The sequence below is a fragment of the Pseudomonas sp. AN-B15 genome (genome assembly GCF_019056475.1).
GTDB classification, from domain to species: Bacteria; Pseudomonadota; Gammaproteobacteria; order Pseudomonadales; family Pseudomonadaceae; genus Aquipseudomonas; species Aquipseudomonas parakoreensis.
Genome location: NZ_CP049737.1, coordinates 1,356,152 through 1,370,833, shown reverse-complemented (window position 1 = coordinate 1,370,833; position 14,682 = coordinate 1,356,152). Strand labels below are relative to the sequence as shown.

General features: G+C 60.3%; 17 protein-coding genes. All 17 read right to left on the bottom strand.

The window, feature by feature from the left end:
• Positions 1 to 6 precede the first annotated feature (6 nt).
• The 17 genes from GTQ41_RS06205 to GTQ41_RS06125 all read right to left on the bottom strand — a co-directional run bounded on the left by GTQ41_RS06205 (position 7) and on the right by GTQ41_RS06125 (position 14,681).
• Positions 7 to 1,056, bottom strand: coding sequence for a phage baseplate assembly protein (locus GTQ41_RS06205; RefSeq protein ID WP_047291965.1), 1,050 nt, complete (start codon positions 1,054 to 1,056; stop codon positions 7 to 9).
• 3 nt (positions 1,057 to 1,059) lie between these two features.
• On the bottom strand, positions 1,060 to 2,295 hold the full coding sequence (locus GTQ41_RS06200; protein WP_095667372.1) for a DNA circularization protein: 1,236 nt from the start codon (positions 2,293 to 2,295) through the stop codon (positions 1,060 to 1,062).
• On the bottom strand, positions 2,282 to 4,279 hold the full coding sequence (locus GTQ41_RS06195; RefSeq protein WP_047291960.1) for a hypothetical protein: 1,998 nt from the start codon (positions 4,277 to 4,279) through the stop codon (positions 2,282 to 2,284). Before GTQ41_RS06195 ends, GTQ41_RS06200 begins: the two co-directional genes overlap by 14 nt.
• A 130-nt stretch (positions 4,280 to 4,409) precedes the next feature.
• Positions 4,410 to 4,706 carry a phage tail assembly protein gene (locus tag GTQ41_RS06190; RefSeq protein ID WP_047291958.1) on the bottom strand — a complete coding sequence of 99 codons (297 nt, stop codon included), beginning with the start codon at positions 4,704 to 4,706 and terminating at the stop codon, positions 4,410 to 4,412.
• Positions 4,703 to 5,050, bottom strand: coding sequence for a phage tail tube protein (locus tag GTQ41_RS06185; RefSeq protein ID WP_007964335.1), 348 nt, complete (start codon positions 5,048 to 5,050; stop codon positions 4,703 to 4,705). Before GTQ41_RS06185 ends, GTQ41_RS06190 begins: the two co-directional genes overlap by 4 nt.
• A 67-nt stretch (positions 5,051 to 5,117) precedes the next feature.
• Positions 5,118 to 6,614, bottom strand: a complete 1,497-nt coding sequence (locus GTQ41_RS06180) for a phage tail sheath subtilisin-like domain-containing protein (RefSeq protein ID WP_047291956.1) — start codon at positions 6,612 to 6,614, stop codon at positions 5,118 to 5,120.
• Positions 6,614 to 6,796 (bottom strand): DUF2635 domain-containing protein, encoded by a 183-nt coding sequence (locus GTQ41_RS06175; protein ID WP_041072263.1) that lies wholly within the window; start codon positions 6,794 to 6,796, stop codon positions 6,614 to 6,616. The genes GTQ41_RS06180 and GTQ41_RS06175 overlap by 1 nt, the downstream gene beginning before the upstream one ends.
• The gene (locus GTQ41_RS06170; protein ID WP_047291953.1) at positions 6,793 to 7,377 is read right to left on the bottom strand and encodes a hypothetical protein; all 585 of its coding nucleotides are present in this window, start codon (positions 7,375 to 7,377) and stop codon (positions 6,793 to 6,795) included. Before GTQ41_RS06170 ends, GTQ41_RS06175 begins: the two co-directional genes overlap by 4 nt.
• 171 nt (positions 7,378 to 7,548) lie before the next feature.
• Positions 7,549 to 8,577, bottom strand: coding sequence for a phage-like tail protein (locus tag GTQ41_RS06165; protein WP_047291950.1), 1,029 nt, complete (start codon positions 8,575 to 8,577; stop codon positions 7,549 to 7,551).
• Positions 8,578 to 8,587: 10 nt separating this feature from the next.
• Entirely contained in the window at positions 8,588 to 8,800 is a 213-nt protein-coding gene (locus GTQ41_RS06160) for a tail protein X (RefSeq protein ID WP_047291948.1), read from the bottom strand.
• Positions 8,793 to 9,176, bottom strand: coding sequence for a phage tail protein (locus GTQ41_RS06155; protein ID WP_047291946.1), 384 nt, complete (start codon positions 9,174 to 9,176; stop codon positions 8,793 to 8,795). Before GTQ41_RS06155 ends, GTQ41_RS06160 begins: the two co-directional genes overlap by 8 nt.
• Positions 9,176 to 11,428, bottom strand: coding sequence for a phage tail tape measure protein (locus tag GTQ41_RS06150; RefSeq protein WP_047291943.1), 2,253 nt, complete (start codon positions 11,426 to 11,428; stop codon positions 9,176 to 9,178). Before GTQ41_RS06150 ends, GTQ41_RS06155 begins: the two co-directional genes overlap by 1 nt.
• A 128-nt stretch (positions 11,429 to 11,556) precedes the next feature.
• Positions 11,557 to 12,138, bottom strand: coding sequence for a phage tail assembly protein (locus tag GTQ41_RS06145; RefSeq protein ID WP_047291941.1), 582 nt, complete (start codon positions 12,136 to 12,138; stop codon positions 11,557 to 11,559).
• 151 nt (positions 12,139 to 12,289) lie between these two features.
• On the bottom strand, positions 12,290 to 12,796 hold the full coding sequence (locus tag GTQ41_RS06140; RefSeq protein ID WP_016985055.1) for a phage major tail tube protein: 507 nt from the start codon (positions 12,794 to 12,796) through the stop codon (positions 12,290 to 12,292).
• Positions 12,796 to 13,962 carry a tail protein gene (locus GTQ41_RS06135; protein ID WP_047291938.1) on the bottom strand — a complete coding sequence of 389 codons (1,167 nt, stop codon included), beginning with the start codon at positions 13,960 to 13,962 and terminating at the stop codon, positions 12,796 to 12,798. Before GTQ41_RS06135 ends, GTQ41_RS06140 begins: the two co-directional genes overlap by 1 nt.
• Positions 13,963 to 13,964: 2 nt before the next feature.
• Positions 13,965 to 14,150, bottom strand: a complete 186-nt coding sequence (locus tag GTQ41_RS06130; protein ID WP_047291936.1) for a hypothetical protein — start codon at positions 14,148 to 14,150, stop codon at positions 13,965 to 13,967.
• A gap of 102 nt (positions 14,151 to 14,252) precedes the next feature.
• Positions 14,253 to 14,681: a hypothetical protein gene (locus tag GTQ41_RS06125; RefSeq protein WP_047291934.1), complete on the bottom strand. Its 429-nt coding sequence runs from the start codon at positions 14,679 to 14,681 to the stop codon at positions 14,253 to 14,255.
• Position 14,682: the final 1 nt, after the last annotated feature.

Genomic DNA, 14,682 nt, shown 5'->3' with positions numbered 1-14,682 from the left:
TCGGTGTCAGGCCGGCGTTTTTTTCGGGGGCGTTGGATCAGGATCGAAGGTATGCGGTGGCGCCACTTGCAACGTGGTCACCGAGCCTTGAGACGACAGCGAATACGTGACTTTGGAAATCAGCATGTCGCTGTCGAACCCGAGCACCGGATCCGTGACCTTCACCAGCGTGTTGTGGCGCCACAGATCGCCATTGGACTGACGCCAGCCCTGCACCTGATAGGTGGTGGTCTGCGCCCGGCCCATGCGGGTGGCGCTTTCCCATTGGGCGCGTTGCTGGGCCAACTCGAACGTCAGTGCGGTGCCCTCGTTGATGATCGTGGTGCGGCGGCGCTTGAAGCTTAGATCAGCCGCGCTGGATTGAACCTCGCTGACGGCCGCCCCGCTCTTCTTGTCCGAGCCTTTCTGCTGACCGATCACTCGGTACTCAGAAAACACCTGGCTCTGATCCATCGGCGCGTTCGCCGACAGAATGTTCTTGCCCAACTCCAGCGCGTCACTGGCCCGACCACCACTACCGGGCTTGGCCAGAACCAGCCGGCCTTGCTCGTCATCAGTGGAAAACACCCGGAACAGCGAGAGCAGACGGTCGATCGACTGGAACACCGTTTCGCCCGGCACGATGGTGTGTTTGGCGAGCCGCGCGGTCTCGGGAATTTCGTTGACCACGTACAGCGAGTATTCCGCCGCCAGAGCCTGGACGATGCTCAGCAGCGGTTGCTCCTGCCATTGGTTCGGCCGGTTGGTGGCTGCGCAATCGACCAGATCCTGGGTCTTGGAGCTGCCCTCGATGCTCAGGCTGATCTGGCGTCCGTCGTAGCTGATCGGGGCCTTGAACACGTAGCCGGTGAGCACCAGGTCCTGGCCGATTTTCACTTCGCACGGGTCACCCGGTTTGATCCGCTGATCCACCGTCTGCCCCGGCCACTGCCAGGTGATGTCGAGTTTGAAGGTCCGGAACTGACGCTCAAGATCGGCGGTGATTTCCACGCTTTTCCAGCCGCCGTATTCCATATTGTTGACGGTCAGCGTGACGCGGTTGTCTATCTCGCTCATGGTTTACTCCCCGGAGACTTTCACTTCGTTGGGTGAGAAACCGGGATGGGTGATCCCGTTGCGTTGAGTGATTTCCGTGACCCGCGTCGCATCGCCAAGGTACTTGTAGGCCACCACCAGTGCCGGAAAGCTTTCCTGGAACGACTTGCTGACTTGCCGCACACCCGACGACGCGACGGCCTTGAGGTGCGCAAGCAGCGCCTCTTTCACATCGCTGATGGCCTGGTAGTGCGCCGGGTCGGCCTTGTCCAGCATCGGGTTGATTGCCACCGCCACGGCGTCACGCAATGCCTGCATGTCGTCACTGACCGGGACTTCCTGGCGGGTCACCGGGCTCGTCGCCTGCTGCCCTACCGCCGGTGTCGATGACAGTTTCACCGGGCTTGTCGCCACCGGCATCGATGCCACCCATTGCGCGACTTTGACCAGCACCGTGTCCTGCACCAGATCGGCCATGGCTTGTGCCGCCGCGTTGGTGTCCTTGCCGGTGGTGATCTTCGGCGCATCGGCCTTGCGGATGGCTTCGAGTTGTTGGGACACGTCGGCAATCACGCCACGGTAGCCCTCCTTCGCGAATGCCTTCAGTTCCTTGATATCGCCGAGCAAGCCTTTGAACTCCGCCGCGACTTCCTTGGGCAACTCCTTGACTGCTTTGACCAGTTCGGTGATTTGCCGATACTGCTCGATCAGCGGTTTGAGCTGCTCCTTGATCACCTCGTAGACCCCGGTCAGGCTATTGCGCAAATTGGCGATGCCGATGCGCGCCGCCTTGATCAGCGTCATCGCCTGCTCGAAGCGCGCCACCGCCGAACCCAACAGCGTGTCAGCTTTGGCCAACAGGACTTTTTGCGTACTGACCGTGGCAGTCGGAAACGGCAATGGCCGGTCGGGATAGAACTTCAGACTGAACGTCACCAGCCCGCCGTCCTGGCGGGTGTGGGTCATGTCGCATTCGCCGACCTTGACCTGCAAACGTCCAAGCCATGGATGCACCAGTTCACCACTGCCCGCCTCCAAGGCCTTGAGCAGCTTGTCGCGCTGCTCCAGGCAGTCGGCGCCGATGATGAACGCCGTGATGTCGTGGGTCTTGGCCTGCTGGCCGAGATCCTCGAAATACGGCAGGTCGCGTTGCGGGTATTCGTGCAACTGACCTTTACGACCGACCGGGGTTTTCGCCTGATCGATCCAGAACCCGACACCGCGAAACGATGCCGGCAACAAGCGGTCACGCCAGTTCATTGGAACCTCCTGCCGACAACGAGCGATAGCCGATGCGCGACGACAACGCCAGGCCCGGTTGATTGGTTTGTGGTTGATCGGTACGCAGGCCCGCCGGTGCGTTTTCGAAGCGCACGGTCAGGCCGCCTTCGAGTTGCGTGCGGTTGTTGGCAGCACTTTGCTGGATCAGGGCGCTGGAGGATTGCGGCAACGTGCTGTTCAGTGCCGCGCCGCCGGCAGGTGCCGCCGTGCTGGTGCCGGTGAGGGTGGCGAAGATAGCGGTGAAGTTGCCACCGAGCAGTTCTTTGACCTGCCCGAAGATGCCTTGCAGCTTGGTCCACATCTCACCGAACCAGGTCAGCACTGGTTGCCATTTCTGCTGGATCGACTCCAGCGGCGACTGGCTGAACAGATCGCCAAAGACGCTCTTCAGCACCTGTGCATCCGTGGTCAACGACGCCCACAAACCGGAGAAATACCCGCTCACGCCGCTCCAGGCCGCCGTTGCCGACTCCACCGGCAAGACGTCGAATACGCTGCGCAGGTTTTCCTGCAACGTGGCCATCGATGCCCGCAGGACATCCCAAAGCGCCGAAAAAACGCCAACCACGGGTTGCCAAGCCGATTCAATCGTCGCCACCGGCGATTGCGTGAAAATCGATTTGACCTGCTCCCACTGCGCGGTGGCGTTACCTGCAACACCGCCAACAAGATTGCCAAACACATTGTTCAGCGAACCCCAGGCGCCGGTAATCGTCTGCACCGGCGACCAACTGAACTTCGCCTTGAGCGCGTCCACACCGGCAGCAGCTTTGGCCTGTGCGCCAGCGAAGAAATCACTGACGACATTGCTCGCAGTTGCAAAAGCCTTGCTCATCACTTCACTCGGCGAGAAACCGAATTTCGCCCTGAGCGTGTCGATACCCGCTTGCGCATCCGCCATGGTGCTGACGAAGAATTCACTCACAACACTGCTGGCTTTCGCCAATGCCTTGTTCCACACCTCACGCGGTGAGAAAGCGAACTTCGTACTGAGCTTGTCGATCCCTGCTTGTGCATCCGCCATCGTGCTGGCGAAAAAATCACTGACAACGCTGCTGGCTTTCGCCAACGCCTTGTTCCACAGCTCACGCGGCGAGAAGTCGAAAGCCGCCGCGAGCTTGTCAGTGCCTGCCTGCGCTTTCGATACCAAGCCGTTGTAAATATTGACGACGCTGTCGACGCCGGCAAAGAAGTCCGCGCTGATCTCTCCCCATGTTTTGCTGATCGATGCGCTCATCGACTCGATTGCCTGTGTGGTCGCCGCGACTCCAGCCTTGAATTTCGTCGAGACGTAGTCCCACATCCCGCCGAAGAATCCGGAAATCGACGCCCAGTTATTGGTAATCAACCGCGCGCCGATCACGATGATGGCCACCGCTGCGGCGATAGCCGCCGCAATCAGCCCGATGGGTGAGGTCAAAATCCCCAGCACCGCGACCAGCCCCATCGCCCCGACCGTGACCACCGTAAACGCTACGGCAGCGGCCGCCAGCCCTTCGACCAGATACGGATTGTTGGCGACAAACTGGCCAATCGAAGTCATTACCGGCGTCAATGCAGTGACGATGCCGTTAACCGCCGGCAACAACGCCTGACCGATTTTCAGCGAGATGTTATCCAGCGCCTTGTTGAATTTTTCCAGGTTGGCCGAGGTTTCGCCCTGCACCACCTTCGGCACTTTAAGGCCCTTGAGTGCCCTGGCTTTCTTCGCCAGCGCATCCTGCGCTTCGATGGCTTTTTTGATGCCGTCCTGAAACGGCTTGAGCAAACCACCTTCGGCAATGAAACCGGCCACGTCCAGCGGCTCAAGGCCGCTGTCTTCCATGCTTTTCTTGAATGCTGCAACCTTGCCGCGCAGCCCCTTCATCTCGACCTCCATCTTCTCGGCGCCCTTGAGCACCACAAGCATGTTGACCGTGACGGGAAAGTTCTGCGGGATCAGGCTCAAATTAGTATTCGCCATCACTGCACCTGCTGCATCGCATTGATCCGTTGCGCGTGCTCCAGCGACTCGCGGAGCACATCCAGTGGCCTGGCCATCATCTGTTCGGGGTCAACCTTCCAGAACCAGGCCAGGTCATAGGCGACTGCGATCAGGTCGGTGATGGCTCCGACGCCGCACTCATGAAAAAACTCGCAACGGCCCAGCTCAGCGCATTGAGGTCAGCCAGATTGAGCTGGTTGACCGACGACGGTGGAATACCGGCGCACACGGCGATGTATTTGGCCGCCACGTCCATGTCGAGGCTGACTTCTTCGCTCTTGTCGATCTTGTACGGCAGCGCCTTGATCGCTCGCACTTCCTGCACCGTCGGACGGCGCAGGACGAGTTCGGTCAGGGGCTCGCCGTGAGCTTCGATCGCAACCTGAAGCTTCACGGCGCCGCTCATTGCCAAGTCCCCTTGATGCCTTCGAATTTCAGTTCGATGGTGGCGTCATCGCCTTTGGAAACCGGCTCTTCGACCAGATAGGCACCAGCCAGCACGTAGACTTTGCCGTTGCTGAATTCGCAGGTGACGGTGATGTCGGTGCCTTCGATCAGCTTCTTCAGCGGGAAGTCGGCGGTGTGCAGCGCGGTCACTTTGAACGACGGCGCGACGTCGGTTTCCTTGTAGAAACCCGGTACGACGGTTTCGCGTTTGACGGCCATCAGCGGGGCTTCGCAGCCGCCGTTGATAGTCAGTTGTGCACCGTCGACTTTGACGTAGCAGGTGCCTGCAATCACTTGACCCATGGTGTTACTCCCTTCAAATAAAAAAGCCCACCGAGGTGGGCTGAATGCTTACGGCCAAGCGCGGCGATCAGGCCGCGTCGTCGTATTGCAGACGGAATTGGTTGAGCAGTGCGAACACGCGCAGACCGTTGATGTAATCCGGCGGGAACAGCACGTTCACGCGGCTCGGGTCCTGCACGTCGCGTTCGACGATCAGGTGCTCGGCGAACAGCTCGGCGTTCTCCACGTGGCCTTCCAGTTCCAGCTTGGCGTACTGCGCGATCAACTCGCCGCGAATGGTCGCCGGAGTGACGATCGGCTGGCCAGCGCCGAAACGGGTGCCGTCGGAAGCCAGTTTGTGGCGCCCGTATTTGCTGGTGATCACGCTTTGCAGACGACGCACGATGAACGCCGACTGGTGCATGGTTTCGCTGTCCAGGTAGGAGTTGTCGGCCTGGCCGTAAGCGTTTTTCTGGTAGGTGGTAATCGAACGCTGGATGCGCACGTAACCGCCTTCGTAGTACGCAGTGGCGATGCCGTAGTTGAGCAGCGACTGACGCTCGGTCAGGGTGAAACGCTCGCTGGCCGGCGCCGGATCAACACCCGGCAGGCTGCCGCTTTGCGTCGGACGGCTGGCATCGGCGGAGATGAACACCGCGGTGCGCGCAGCCAGTGCGGCAGCTTGTACCCAGAACGGTTGCGGGACGCCCGGTTCCAGCGCCTGAATGGTCATGTGCTGGTCGTTACGTGCTTGGCCTGCTGCAACCAGGGTGCCGACGGTGCCGCGCTTGGCGCTGTAAACGTGACCGAACAGCTGCTTGGCCCAGGACCAGCGACCGGTGCTGTCATCCATCACCGCTTGCCAGGTGTTGAGGGTCGACAGATCCGACCACGGCAGAGCGATGAACTCGAACGGCTCGTCGCCCAGTGCGGCCACGGCTGCGACCTGGTCCGGTACACCGGCGCCACCGGTCATGGCGGTGATCGCAGTGGTCAGGCCGGCCGGGGTTTCTTCGCCGTTGCTCTTGCCCAGACGATTGAACTGCAGGCTGATGTCGTTACCGCTGTCGCCGGTCCATTTGGCGGTCAGAGTGACCACGCCTTCAGCAGCCGCAGCGCTGACTGGCAGATCGGCGGTGGCGTTGATTTTCTGCGCCAGAGCGGTAGCCGCCTGAGCAGCGGTGGCACCGTTGACCACGGTGGCCTGCACCCGCACACCAGCGACGTACAGGTTGAGTACGCCTGCCTGAGTGGCGGTACCGGTCAGGGTCAGCACGCCTTTGGCGATGGCGCCTTCGGTGTTGTGCAGCGGCAGGCACCAGATCTCGCCGATCGGGTCGGCCTTGCGGAAGGTCTCGTACATCGAGGCGAGCATCGAGCCCTGACCGCCGATGCTTTTTGCCAGCGCGACGCTGGAGACCAGCACCAGTTTGCCAACTTCAGTCGGGGCAATGTTGTCGTTGACCTGAGCGACGATCAAGCGACGCAGGCTCGAGCTCGCGCTATTGGCGGCCGAGTTGTCCATTTCGGCATAGAACAGCGGTACACGAATGTCCGCGGGGATGTTGCTGAATCCGATCGCCATCATTTGGCTCCCTGTGGTTTAGCCGCTTTTGCGGTTTTGAGTGTGATATCGCCGTCGGCCAGACGCCGGCGCCACCAGGCGCTGTCCAGCACTTCACGGCCTTCCTTGGGCAGCAGATCGCCCGCTTCCGGGTCAGGCACGGCACGGCCAGCGGCCGGCAGTACGGTAATGCGATTGCTCATGGGGTTACGTCTCCAGAGAAAGTCAGTTCCACGCGCCCGTCAGGGCCCGGGTGTTTCAGATTGGGGTCGGCCGGGTCGATCGCATCGACCCGCACGGTGACCCCGGTAAAGGACGACAAACCGTCCAGTTCACGTTCGTGCCAACTCTCCGCAGGCTGACTGGGCAGATTGCGGCCGAGCTGGAACTCGGCAAAAAAGCGCAGCCGGTAAAAGGCGCGGCTGCTGTTGATCGAGACCGTTTCGCCGCCGTCATAAACGATGGCGCTGTAGTCGTTGCCGGGCTTGAATCCCACCAGTGCGCGCCACAGTTCGGCGCGCAGGTCGTGCAACAGATCCAGCGCTTTTGTAGCGTCGGTTGCGTCAAGCGCGAGGACGATTTCGAAGCGGTCGCGGATCGGTTGGGTGGTGAGGTTTTGTGCGGTGCTGTTGCTGGCCAGATCGGCCAGCGGCAGCACGTGGGCCGAGGGTGTTGGCAGATCGGCATTGCCTTGCAGCAAAGCCAGATCGACACCCACCGAAATGTGATTGGCAAAGCCAGGGCATTGCGCACGCAGTTGCGTGAGGATCGGGGTGATCTTCATGGGGATGTTCCAGAGTTGAATGAAAAGCGGTCTGCAGAACACTGCAAAACCTGTGGGTGCGGCTTGCCAGCGATGGCGGTGGATCAACCGGCGTCTCTTTTGAATGGGCTGGCCTCTTCGCGGGCAAGCCCGCTCCCACAGGGATCTTCATCGCAGTGATAAAGCGGGGAATCAGTCCTTGGCAGCGGCCTTGGGATCAAGGCCGCTGGCATCAATCACGCAGCGATAGCTGTTCTCGCGATTGCCGCTGGCGGTGACTTTTTCAATCGACCAGCGCCCGCGCATGAAGTCTGGCCAGGTGTCATCGAGCAGCACCAGACCTTCGGCCGCCAGCAGTGGATTGCCGGGACAGGTGATCTTCACCTTGTACTTCTGCCGGAGCATCTTGCGCACTTCGCCCTCGCCGACGGCGATCGCATCGGCTTCAGTGGGTTGTTTCTGGCGCAGGGTCTTGAACGGCGCAAGCCCCGTTTCAACCCAGCGCAACACACCTGCGGCGCCATCCCAGAAACAGGTCTTGCAGCCCTTGGTCTGCTCGCGGGCAGACTCCTCCAGCGTGGCGCTGACGAACGCGTGATCGCCCGGACGGTTGTTGCTGGTCACCGACAAAGTCACGTCCGCCAGCACCTGGCCCGACAACGACTTGGTCTGGCCGGGACGGGCCAGCACGTACACGTCGTTGTAGGGTTTGGTCACCGCGTTGTACTTTTTTGCCAGGCGCGTCAGAAAGCTCATGTCGGTTTCGTTGGACTGGTCGACGTGCTCGATCCTGATCATCGCCACCTCGGGCGCGACGCGCGGTGAAAAGCCATGGCTCGACACCAGTTTGCGAAACAGCGCACCCAAAGTGGTCGGGCCATGACTGGCCGTGCGACGTTGCTTGAAGCCCGTTTCATCCTCCTTGCTGAACGGCGCCGCCGTGGCCACCAGCGTCAGGCGAAACGGGAACAGCGTCGGCGTCAGACGTGTCACTTTGAACTGGCCCTTGTCGACCAGCCCCGACTCCAGATAACCGACCTCCAGGCCGATTTTCCCGCCCAGATCCGGCAGCCCTTCGAGGCCTTCAAGATCGATGGTCAACGTCAGTTGATCAGACTCGAAACCGGCAGCGTCGATGTGTTCCCAACTGATCAGGCGTTGATTGAGCAGGGCCGAATGGGCCCCGTAGAGTCTTACCGCCGGGGTGAAACCCAGTGCCATGCAAACCTCCTTAATCCCACGCCGTGAGCGGTTTGATCGTGGCCGGTTTCGAGTCGAGTTCCGGCAACGTGACCCAGACGCCCGCAGGCAGGATCGGGCCGTGTTCGGCCAGGGTCGGGTTGAGTGTCCACAGGGCCTCTTCGGCGGTGTCATCACTGCGCCCGGTTTCGCGGTAGAGCAGCAGATTCAACGAATCACCGGCCACGCTTCGTACCTTACGCATTGTTGAACTCCGCTAGCTCAATGACCCAGTCAACGACCATTGCCGTGCCGTCATCGATGATCTGGCTCTGGGTTTCCTGAATATTGTTGATTCGCCACAGGCCCCAATTGCGACCGATGCCGTCAATCAACGGCAGCGGGATACGCTGGGCCTGCAACGCGCGCAATTCGTCGAGCCGATCCATGGCCACGGCATACATCGACTTGCCGGTGATAGTCAGGGTTTCCGGTTTTTGCCCGGTCTGGCTGGACTTGGGTTTGCTGGTGAGAATCTGGATTTCGCTCCAGCCTCCATCGGACTTGCGCGCCAGCGAGCTGTAAGCGAAGTCGCGCGACAGGCCGAAGATGAAACTGCCCAGCGCCATTTGTTGTTTCATCAGGCGACTCCATCGGTCAGGGCTGCGTCACGGCGGGTGGCGAGAGCGTTGGGGCCTACTGCGGGTGTGAATGCGGTATCGAAATGGTTGCGCATAACCTGCGAAACCACATCGCCGATTTTTTCGGCATTGAGCACATCACCGCCGCTGATCTGCACTAACGGCGAGTAGGTGTAATTGGACAGTTGCGTCTGAGCGCTGGTCAGATCCTTGGCCACTTGCGCGGGGGGCGCGAGTTTGTCATCGGCAGGTTTCCCCCATTGTTCCCCCACATAGGAGCCGAGCATTCCGCCCAGAGTGCCGCCGATGAATGTGCCAATACCAGGTGCAATGAACGAGCCGATCGTGGCACCAATCGCCGTTCCAGCCAACTCGCCGGCAGCACCTTTGACAGCTTGATCATCGCCGTCACGCCAGCCCTTCAAACCTGCGTAAGCGGCATGACCAATCGCCAGCGGAGCGCCCATCTTGAAGGCGGGCAATGATTTGACCAGCGGCGGTAGAAGCTTGGATTTGGCGCCATCGACCAGCGGCATGAGCTTGGCAGTCGCGCCGCTGAGCCAACTCGGGCGCATGCTTTTGGCCATCTCGCCGACCATTTTCACGCGGGTTATCGCATCGTCAAACATCGGGGCGATTTTGGCCGTCATCGTGCTCAAACGTCCGCCTCGACCGGCGCCAGAGGAAGGAACACGAGACCGCGCGCTGGAAGATGCGCGTCGACCGGGGCGCTTTCTTTTAGGCCCCTCGCCGCCGCCGTCGTCACCGCCATTGATCACATCGGCAATATCAGCGGGCAATCGCGCCGTCGCCAGACGCAACAGTTTCGAGTTGACCGCATCCAGCACCGAGGCGACCCCGGTCTTCAGGACACCACCGACGAACGGCATGGCGGCCACACCGGCCAGCGTGAGGCCAGCCGCCAGGAACGGCAGTGCTTCAGCAGCTGAACTCAAGCCATTGACCACAGCCGTTAGCGACACTGCCAGCGCGTCAGTCATGGGCGCGAGTGCATTTCCCACCGCTGTCGACAAACGATTAAGACTCGCATCCAGCGCATTCCAGCGCCCTTGTGACGTATCGCCAAAGGCTTCGGCCGTTTTCGTCGCGGCACCGGCGCCGGAACCCAGTTCCGACGTTGCGTAGTGGTGCTTGTCGGACACCCGAGTGAAGGCGGTCTTGACGTCGTCGGGCTTCTTCAGCAACTCAAGAATGCTGGTACTGCTCTCGCCAAACAGCGTCTTCGCCGTGGCTGCACGTTCGGGTACGGATTGTTTGCCAAGTGCTGCGAGTACCGAATCAATCGCACCCGGCGCATCCGTGCGCATCTTCTCACGCAATGAATCGGGGTCCAGGTGCAACCGGGTCATCGCCGAACGCTGTTCGGTTGACGCAGCATTTTCCTTGCCGAAGACCGAGGTAAAGCTCTTCAACGCCGTACTCGCAGCGTCCTTGTCGGCCCCGCTGTTCAACAGCGCAGTGGCAAATGCTGCAACCTGTTCCGGTGTCATTCCCGATGCAACAGCGCTCTCGCCAGAGCGTTGAACGACCACGCCGATATCGGCAGGTTTGGCGTCCAGACCGCTGCTGCCCAGATAACTGACCGCATCGGCCAGATCCTGACCTTGGTATCGATCCAGCTTCAAGGAGGAACGCCAGACCGCAAGCATTTCCCCCGCGGCCTTGACGTCAAGCCGGAAGGCCGTGGCATTGATCGCCGCGTCGCCGGAGTACGCTCTCAGCTCTGTCGCTCGCTGATCACCCTTGGCGCCGTCGGCAATACCAGCTCGCGCCCCGACCTGCTGGATTTGCAACAGATCCGCACCCGTCGCGCCACTGGCTGCAACCGACCGCTGAGTCGCGAGTTCCAGCGTTTGCTCCGAATGCGCTTGAAGCTGGTCTTTGTTGAGTCCAATCAACTGATTGAGCTCAACCAGCGCCGTCTCGTTAGCCATCGCCGGCTGCAGTTTTTTCGGGGGTGGACGCTGCTCGATTTCCGCCTTGAGTTTTGACTTCGGCTCACTGTTGGCGGCTGGCGGCGCCGCGATGACCTTGAACAACGACTGCTGGCTGACCAGCAGCTCGCGCAACTTGATCTGCTCCTGCGTCAGCAACCGAATGTCCTGGCTTGCCAACGCCAGTGTCAGGTTCAGATCCTGCAGCGGTTTGCCGAGGTTATCGGGCAACGTAAATCCGCCGTTTGTGTTACCGCTCTCACCGGCGTATGCGAGCGCATATTTACTCTCTGCCATGCCGCTCTACTCCTGTTTCACGCCAAGGCGAGTGATCGCTATGTCGTAGCGGCGCAACGCCTTTTCGGCGTCCCACTCCAGAATCTCCGCCTCACTTACCGGGTAAATGAGCGGGACGATATCGAGGATTACTTCGATGTCGCGTTCCGAAAGTAGGCCGCCGGCTGGTTTAAAAAATCGTCGATGCGCACCTGCAATTGGGTCCAGTCCGGGACGCTCATGTTGGCCAGATCGGGGATCATCAGACCGGTGCAGTGGGCAGTGATGAACTCGGCGCGTTCCTTGGCCGTTTTCAGTTTCTTCATCACTTTGGTCGCGCGCAGTGCCGGCATTTCCAGCGACAGCGAGGTCACGGTACGGCCGGTCACGGCGAGCGGTTGCAGCAGCTGCACTTCGTCAGGATCGGCGGACTTTTCCGCGTCCTCGACCTGCTCCAGAAAGTACGACGCCGGACGGGTCGACATCTCGTGCACGTACTGGGCGATGCTCACGTAGTCCGGGCGTTTGAGCTGGTCGAGTTCCTTGACCGACAGGCCGGTGGCGAGCAGCGCCAGTTCGAAGAACTGATCGTCTTCATCATCACCGGCGCGCTCCAGCGCTTCTTTCTGCGCGGCGTAGAACAGTGGCTTGAGCTGGATCTGCTCGATCTGCGCGCCGTCGTCGCCGGTGATCGGCGACAGCAGGTCATGCTGGGGTGGCATCCACGACATGTATGAATTCCTTTGTGTTTCTTTTAGATCCACTGTGGGAGCGAGCTTGCTCGCGAAAGCGGCCTGACATTCAGCATTGATGGCCACTGACCTGGCGCCTTCGCGAGCAAGCTCGCTCCCACAGGGTTTTATGATTGCCTGTAAGCCGGGGTTACGGCATCAGCACCGCACGACGCGCATCACCGAGGATGTCAACGCCGTTGAGCACGAATTTCTGGGTGCGCACGTCGATGTCGATCACCGGTACGCCGTTTTCCAGGCGGTTGTAAGTGCGGCAGGACAGCTCCAGGTTGGTCTTGGGTTTTTCGCCCATTTTCACGGCGGTTTCTTCAAGAGATTTCAGCTTGCCGCCGACCGTGTGATAGGTGAACCAAGTGTTGCCGTCCTGATCCTGACCGGCTTCACGCACGTTCAGCAGGATGTCGTCGCCCAGCTTCACGCCCAGTGCGAGCATGACTTCGGCACCCAGGCCCTGCAGGGTCAGCTTGGCGTTGAGCGCTTTGCCACCCTTGGCCATTTCTTCGACGATGAAACGGCCGCCACGCATTTCTTCCACGTCGAATTCGATCTTCGGTGGCGTGAATTCCTCAACGGTCGCCGACAACGGCAGGCCTTGCAGGGTGGCCGCGATGGCCTGTCTTACGCGGTTGGTAAACATTAGAGAACGTCCTCCAGGAACTGCTCGATGATTTCATCGCGGGCGTTGAGTTGATAAACCATGTGTTCGTTCGGCGCGTAGCGGCCGTAGTCGATGACCACGTACCAGGTGCCGTTCTTGTACTTCTCGACGCTGTTGAGTTCCGGGTGCAGGTAAACGCTGCCGCCAGGAATGGTTTCGTCGGCGACCAGGGTTTGCAGCCAGTCGTTGATACGCTTGACCTCCTGATCCATGAACGACTTGGTCAGGTTCTTGGCCATGGCTTTCTGGCCGGCCTTGACCAGCTTGCGGCTGATCGCATCTTCGAGGCCGACGTAGCTGATGAACTTGCCGGTGATCGAACGGTTACCCAGCAGCGAGAAGCCGCCGAGCACGGTGCGGGCGTAATAGCTGACGCCGTAACGGTTGAGCAGATCGCCTTCGGTGGAGGTGTCGAGGATGTTGTACTCAACGACCCGGGACACGTCTTCGGCGTAGGTCACTTGGTTGCCCGGGCTCTCCCACTGCTTGACCTTGGCCAGCGCGGCAATCGCCAGGCTGGACGGCGCGAGGAAGACATTTTTCTTCGCCGCTTTCGAGTACACCGCCGGCATGTTGTGCACCACCAGGCAGCGGTCGAAACCGAGGTCGGCGCCGCCCAGTTCCTGGCTGTAAGTCACTTGATCAGCGACCGAGGCATCCTTGCCGTCCAGCACCACACGGGCCTTGATGCGCTTGCCGAACGAGGCGAACTCGCTGGCCACTGCTTTGGTGCCGGTGAAGCCCGGCGCGCCAATGATGGTCAGGTCTTCCGGGACACTGCCCAGTGCCGCCAGACCGAGCTTGCGGCCGGTGGTTGGATCGACACCGCCGATCACTGCGTTGACGGTGTCGGCCGGGGTCGCGCCCGCCTCGACGATCACCACGTACACCGGCACCTTGACCACTTTGAGAATCTGGTAAACCGCGTGGTACAGCGTGCCCTCTTCGGCACCGGTCGGATCGAGCAACGCGTGAGTGGTGAAGCTGTTGATGCGGAACGGGGCGTTACGCGGGATCAGCGGATCGGCTTTCGGCGCGGTGCCGACCAGACCGATGACGTTGTCACCCAGGCCACCCATGGCCTCGGGGGATTCGGTGGCATTCACGGTAATGCCGTTGTGCTCGAAGTTCAAAACCTCAGCCATGGTTAGTCAGCCTTCTTGGCAGCGGCCTTTTTGGCCTGGGTGGTAGGTGTTTTCAGTTCCAGTCGACCGGCGCTGTGCAGCGCACTGGCCTCGACGTCGAGCAGATCCAGGTCTTGACCGACGCTCGACCAGTGCCCACCGCCGGTGGGGAATGGAACGAGCACGGTGTAGGTTTGGCGGGTTGCCATTTTTCGTTTCTCCATAAACGGGAAAGCCCCTCGTGGGGAGGGGCTTTGGCGGGTGTTGAAATGTTTTTGGCGGGTAAGAAAACGCCCCGAGGTGCGGGGCGTTTACTGAGGCTGTGCAGCGATCCAGGAGGGCACGACCGGACGCGATTCTGGCGATGGAAAAGCTGCCGATTGGGGCCAGTCGCGCAAGTTGCGAATGTAGATCAACAGTTCACTAAACTGCTCAGTTGTCAGCGATGCTGTCTGGTTCAGATCGAGTTGGTCGCGATGACGTTCGCGCAACCAAAGAACACTATTGATCTGTTTGTCTCGCCAACTGCGTTCCTGCTTTGCTCTCTCCTTTGAAGTCAATTCCGGCGGATCAATCAAGATCGGCAGTCCGTTTTCATCCTGACTTCGGACTTTTCCGAACTCGGGATTGGCAAAGACTTCCTGATAGAGGGCATCACTGATTTGAATTACGTCATCCGGCATCACCGAATGCACACGGTCCAAATAAGTGCAGTCTGTTGATTTGCTGTAATAACGCATT

Bases quoted from the DNA above. Each gene is read 5' to 3' on its own strand.
- GTQ41_RS06205 (WP_047291965.1), bottom strand. From the start codon at position 1,056: ATGAGCGAGATAGACAACCGCGTCACGCTGACCGTCAACAATATGGAA.
- GTQ41_RS06200 (WP_095667372.1), bottom strand. From the start codon at position 2,295: ATGAACTGGCGTGACCGCTTGTTGCCGGCATCGTTTCGCGGTGTCGGG.
- GTQ41_RS06195 (WP_047291960.1), bottom strand. From the start codon at position 4,279: ATGGCGAATACTAATTTGAGCCTGATCCCGCAGAACTTTCCCGTCACG.
- GTQ41_RS06190 (WP_047291958.1), bottom strand. From the start codon at position 4,706: ATGAGCGGCGCCGTGAAGCTTCAGGTTGCGATCGAAGCTCACGGCGAG.
- GTQ41_RS06185 (WP_007964335.1), bottom strand. From the start codon at position 5,050: ATGGGTCAAGTGATTGCAGGCACCTGCTACGTCAAAGTCGACGGTGCA.
- GTQ41_RS06180 (WP_047291956.1), bottom strand. From the start codon at position 6,614: ATGGCGATCGGATTCAGCAACATCCCCGCGGACATTCGTGTACCGCTG.
- GTQ41_RS06175 (WP_041072263.1), bottom strand. From the start codon at position 6,796: ATGAGCAATCGCATTACCGTACTGCCGGCCGCTGGCCGTGCCGTGCCT.
- GTQ41_RS06170 (WP_047291953.1), bottom strand. From the start codon at position 7,377: ATGAAGATCACCCCGATCCTCACGCAACTGCGTGCGCAATGCCCTGGC.
- GTQ41_RS06165 (WP_047291950.1), bottom strand. From the start codon at position 8,577: ATGGCACTGGGTTTCACCCCGGCGGTAAGACTCTACGGGGCCCATTCG.
- GTQ41_RS06160 (WP_047291948.1), bottom strand. From the start codon at position 8,800: ATGCGTAAGGTACGAAGCGTGGCCGGTGATTCGTTGAATCTGCTGCTC.
- GTQ41_RS06155 (WP_047291946.1), bottom strand. From the start codon at position 9,176: ATGAAACAACAAATGGCGCTGGGCAGTTTCATCTTCGGCCTGTCGCGC.
- GTQ41_RS06150 (WP_047291943.1), bottom strand. From the start codon at position 11,428: ATGGCAGAGAGTAAATATGCGCTCGCATACGCCGGTGAGAGCGGTAAC.
- GTQ41_RS06145 (WP_047291941.1), bottom strand. From the start codon at position 12,138: ATGTCGTGGATGCCACCCCAGCATGACCTGCTGTCGCCGATCACCGGC.
- GTQ41_RS06140 (WP_016985055.1), bottom strand. From the start codon at position 12,796: ATGTTTACCAACCGCGTAAGACAGGCCATCGCGGCCACCCTGCAAGGC.
- GTQ41_RS06135 (WP_047291938.1), bottom strand. From the start codon at position 13,962: ATGGCTGAGGTTTTGAACTTCGAGCACAACGGCATTACCGTGAATGCC.
- GTQ41_RS06130 (WP_047291936.1), bottom strand. From the start codon at position 14,150: ATGGCAACCCGCCAAACCTACACCGTGCTCGTTCCATTCCCCACCGGC.
- GTQ41_RS06125 (WP_047291934.1), bottom strand. From the start codon at position 14,681: ATGCGTTATTACAGCAAATCAACAGACTGCACTTATTTGGACCGTGTG.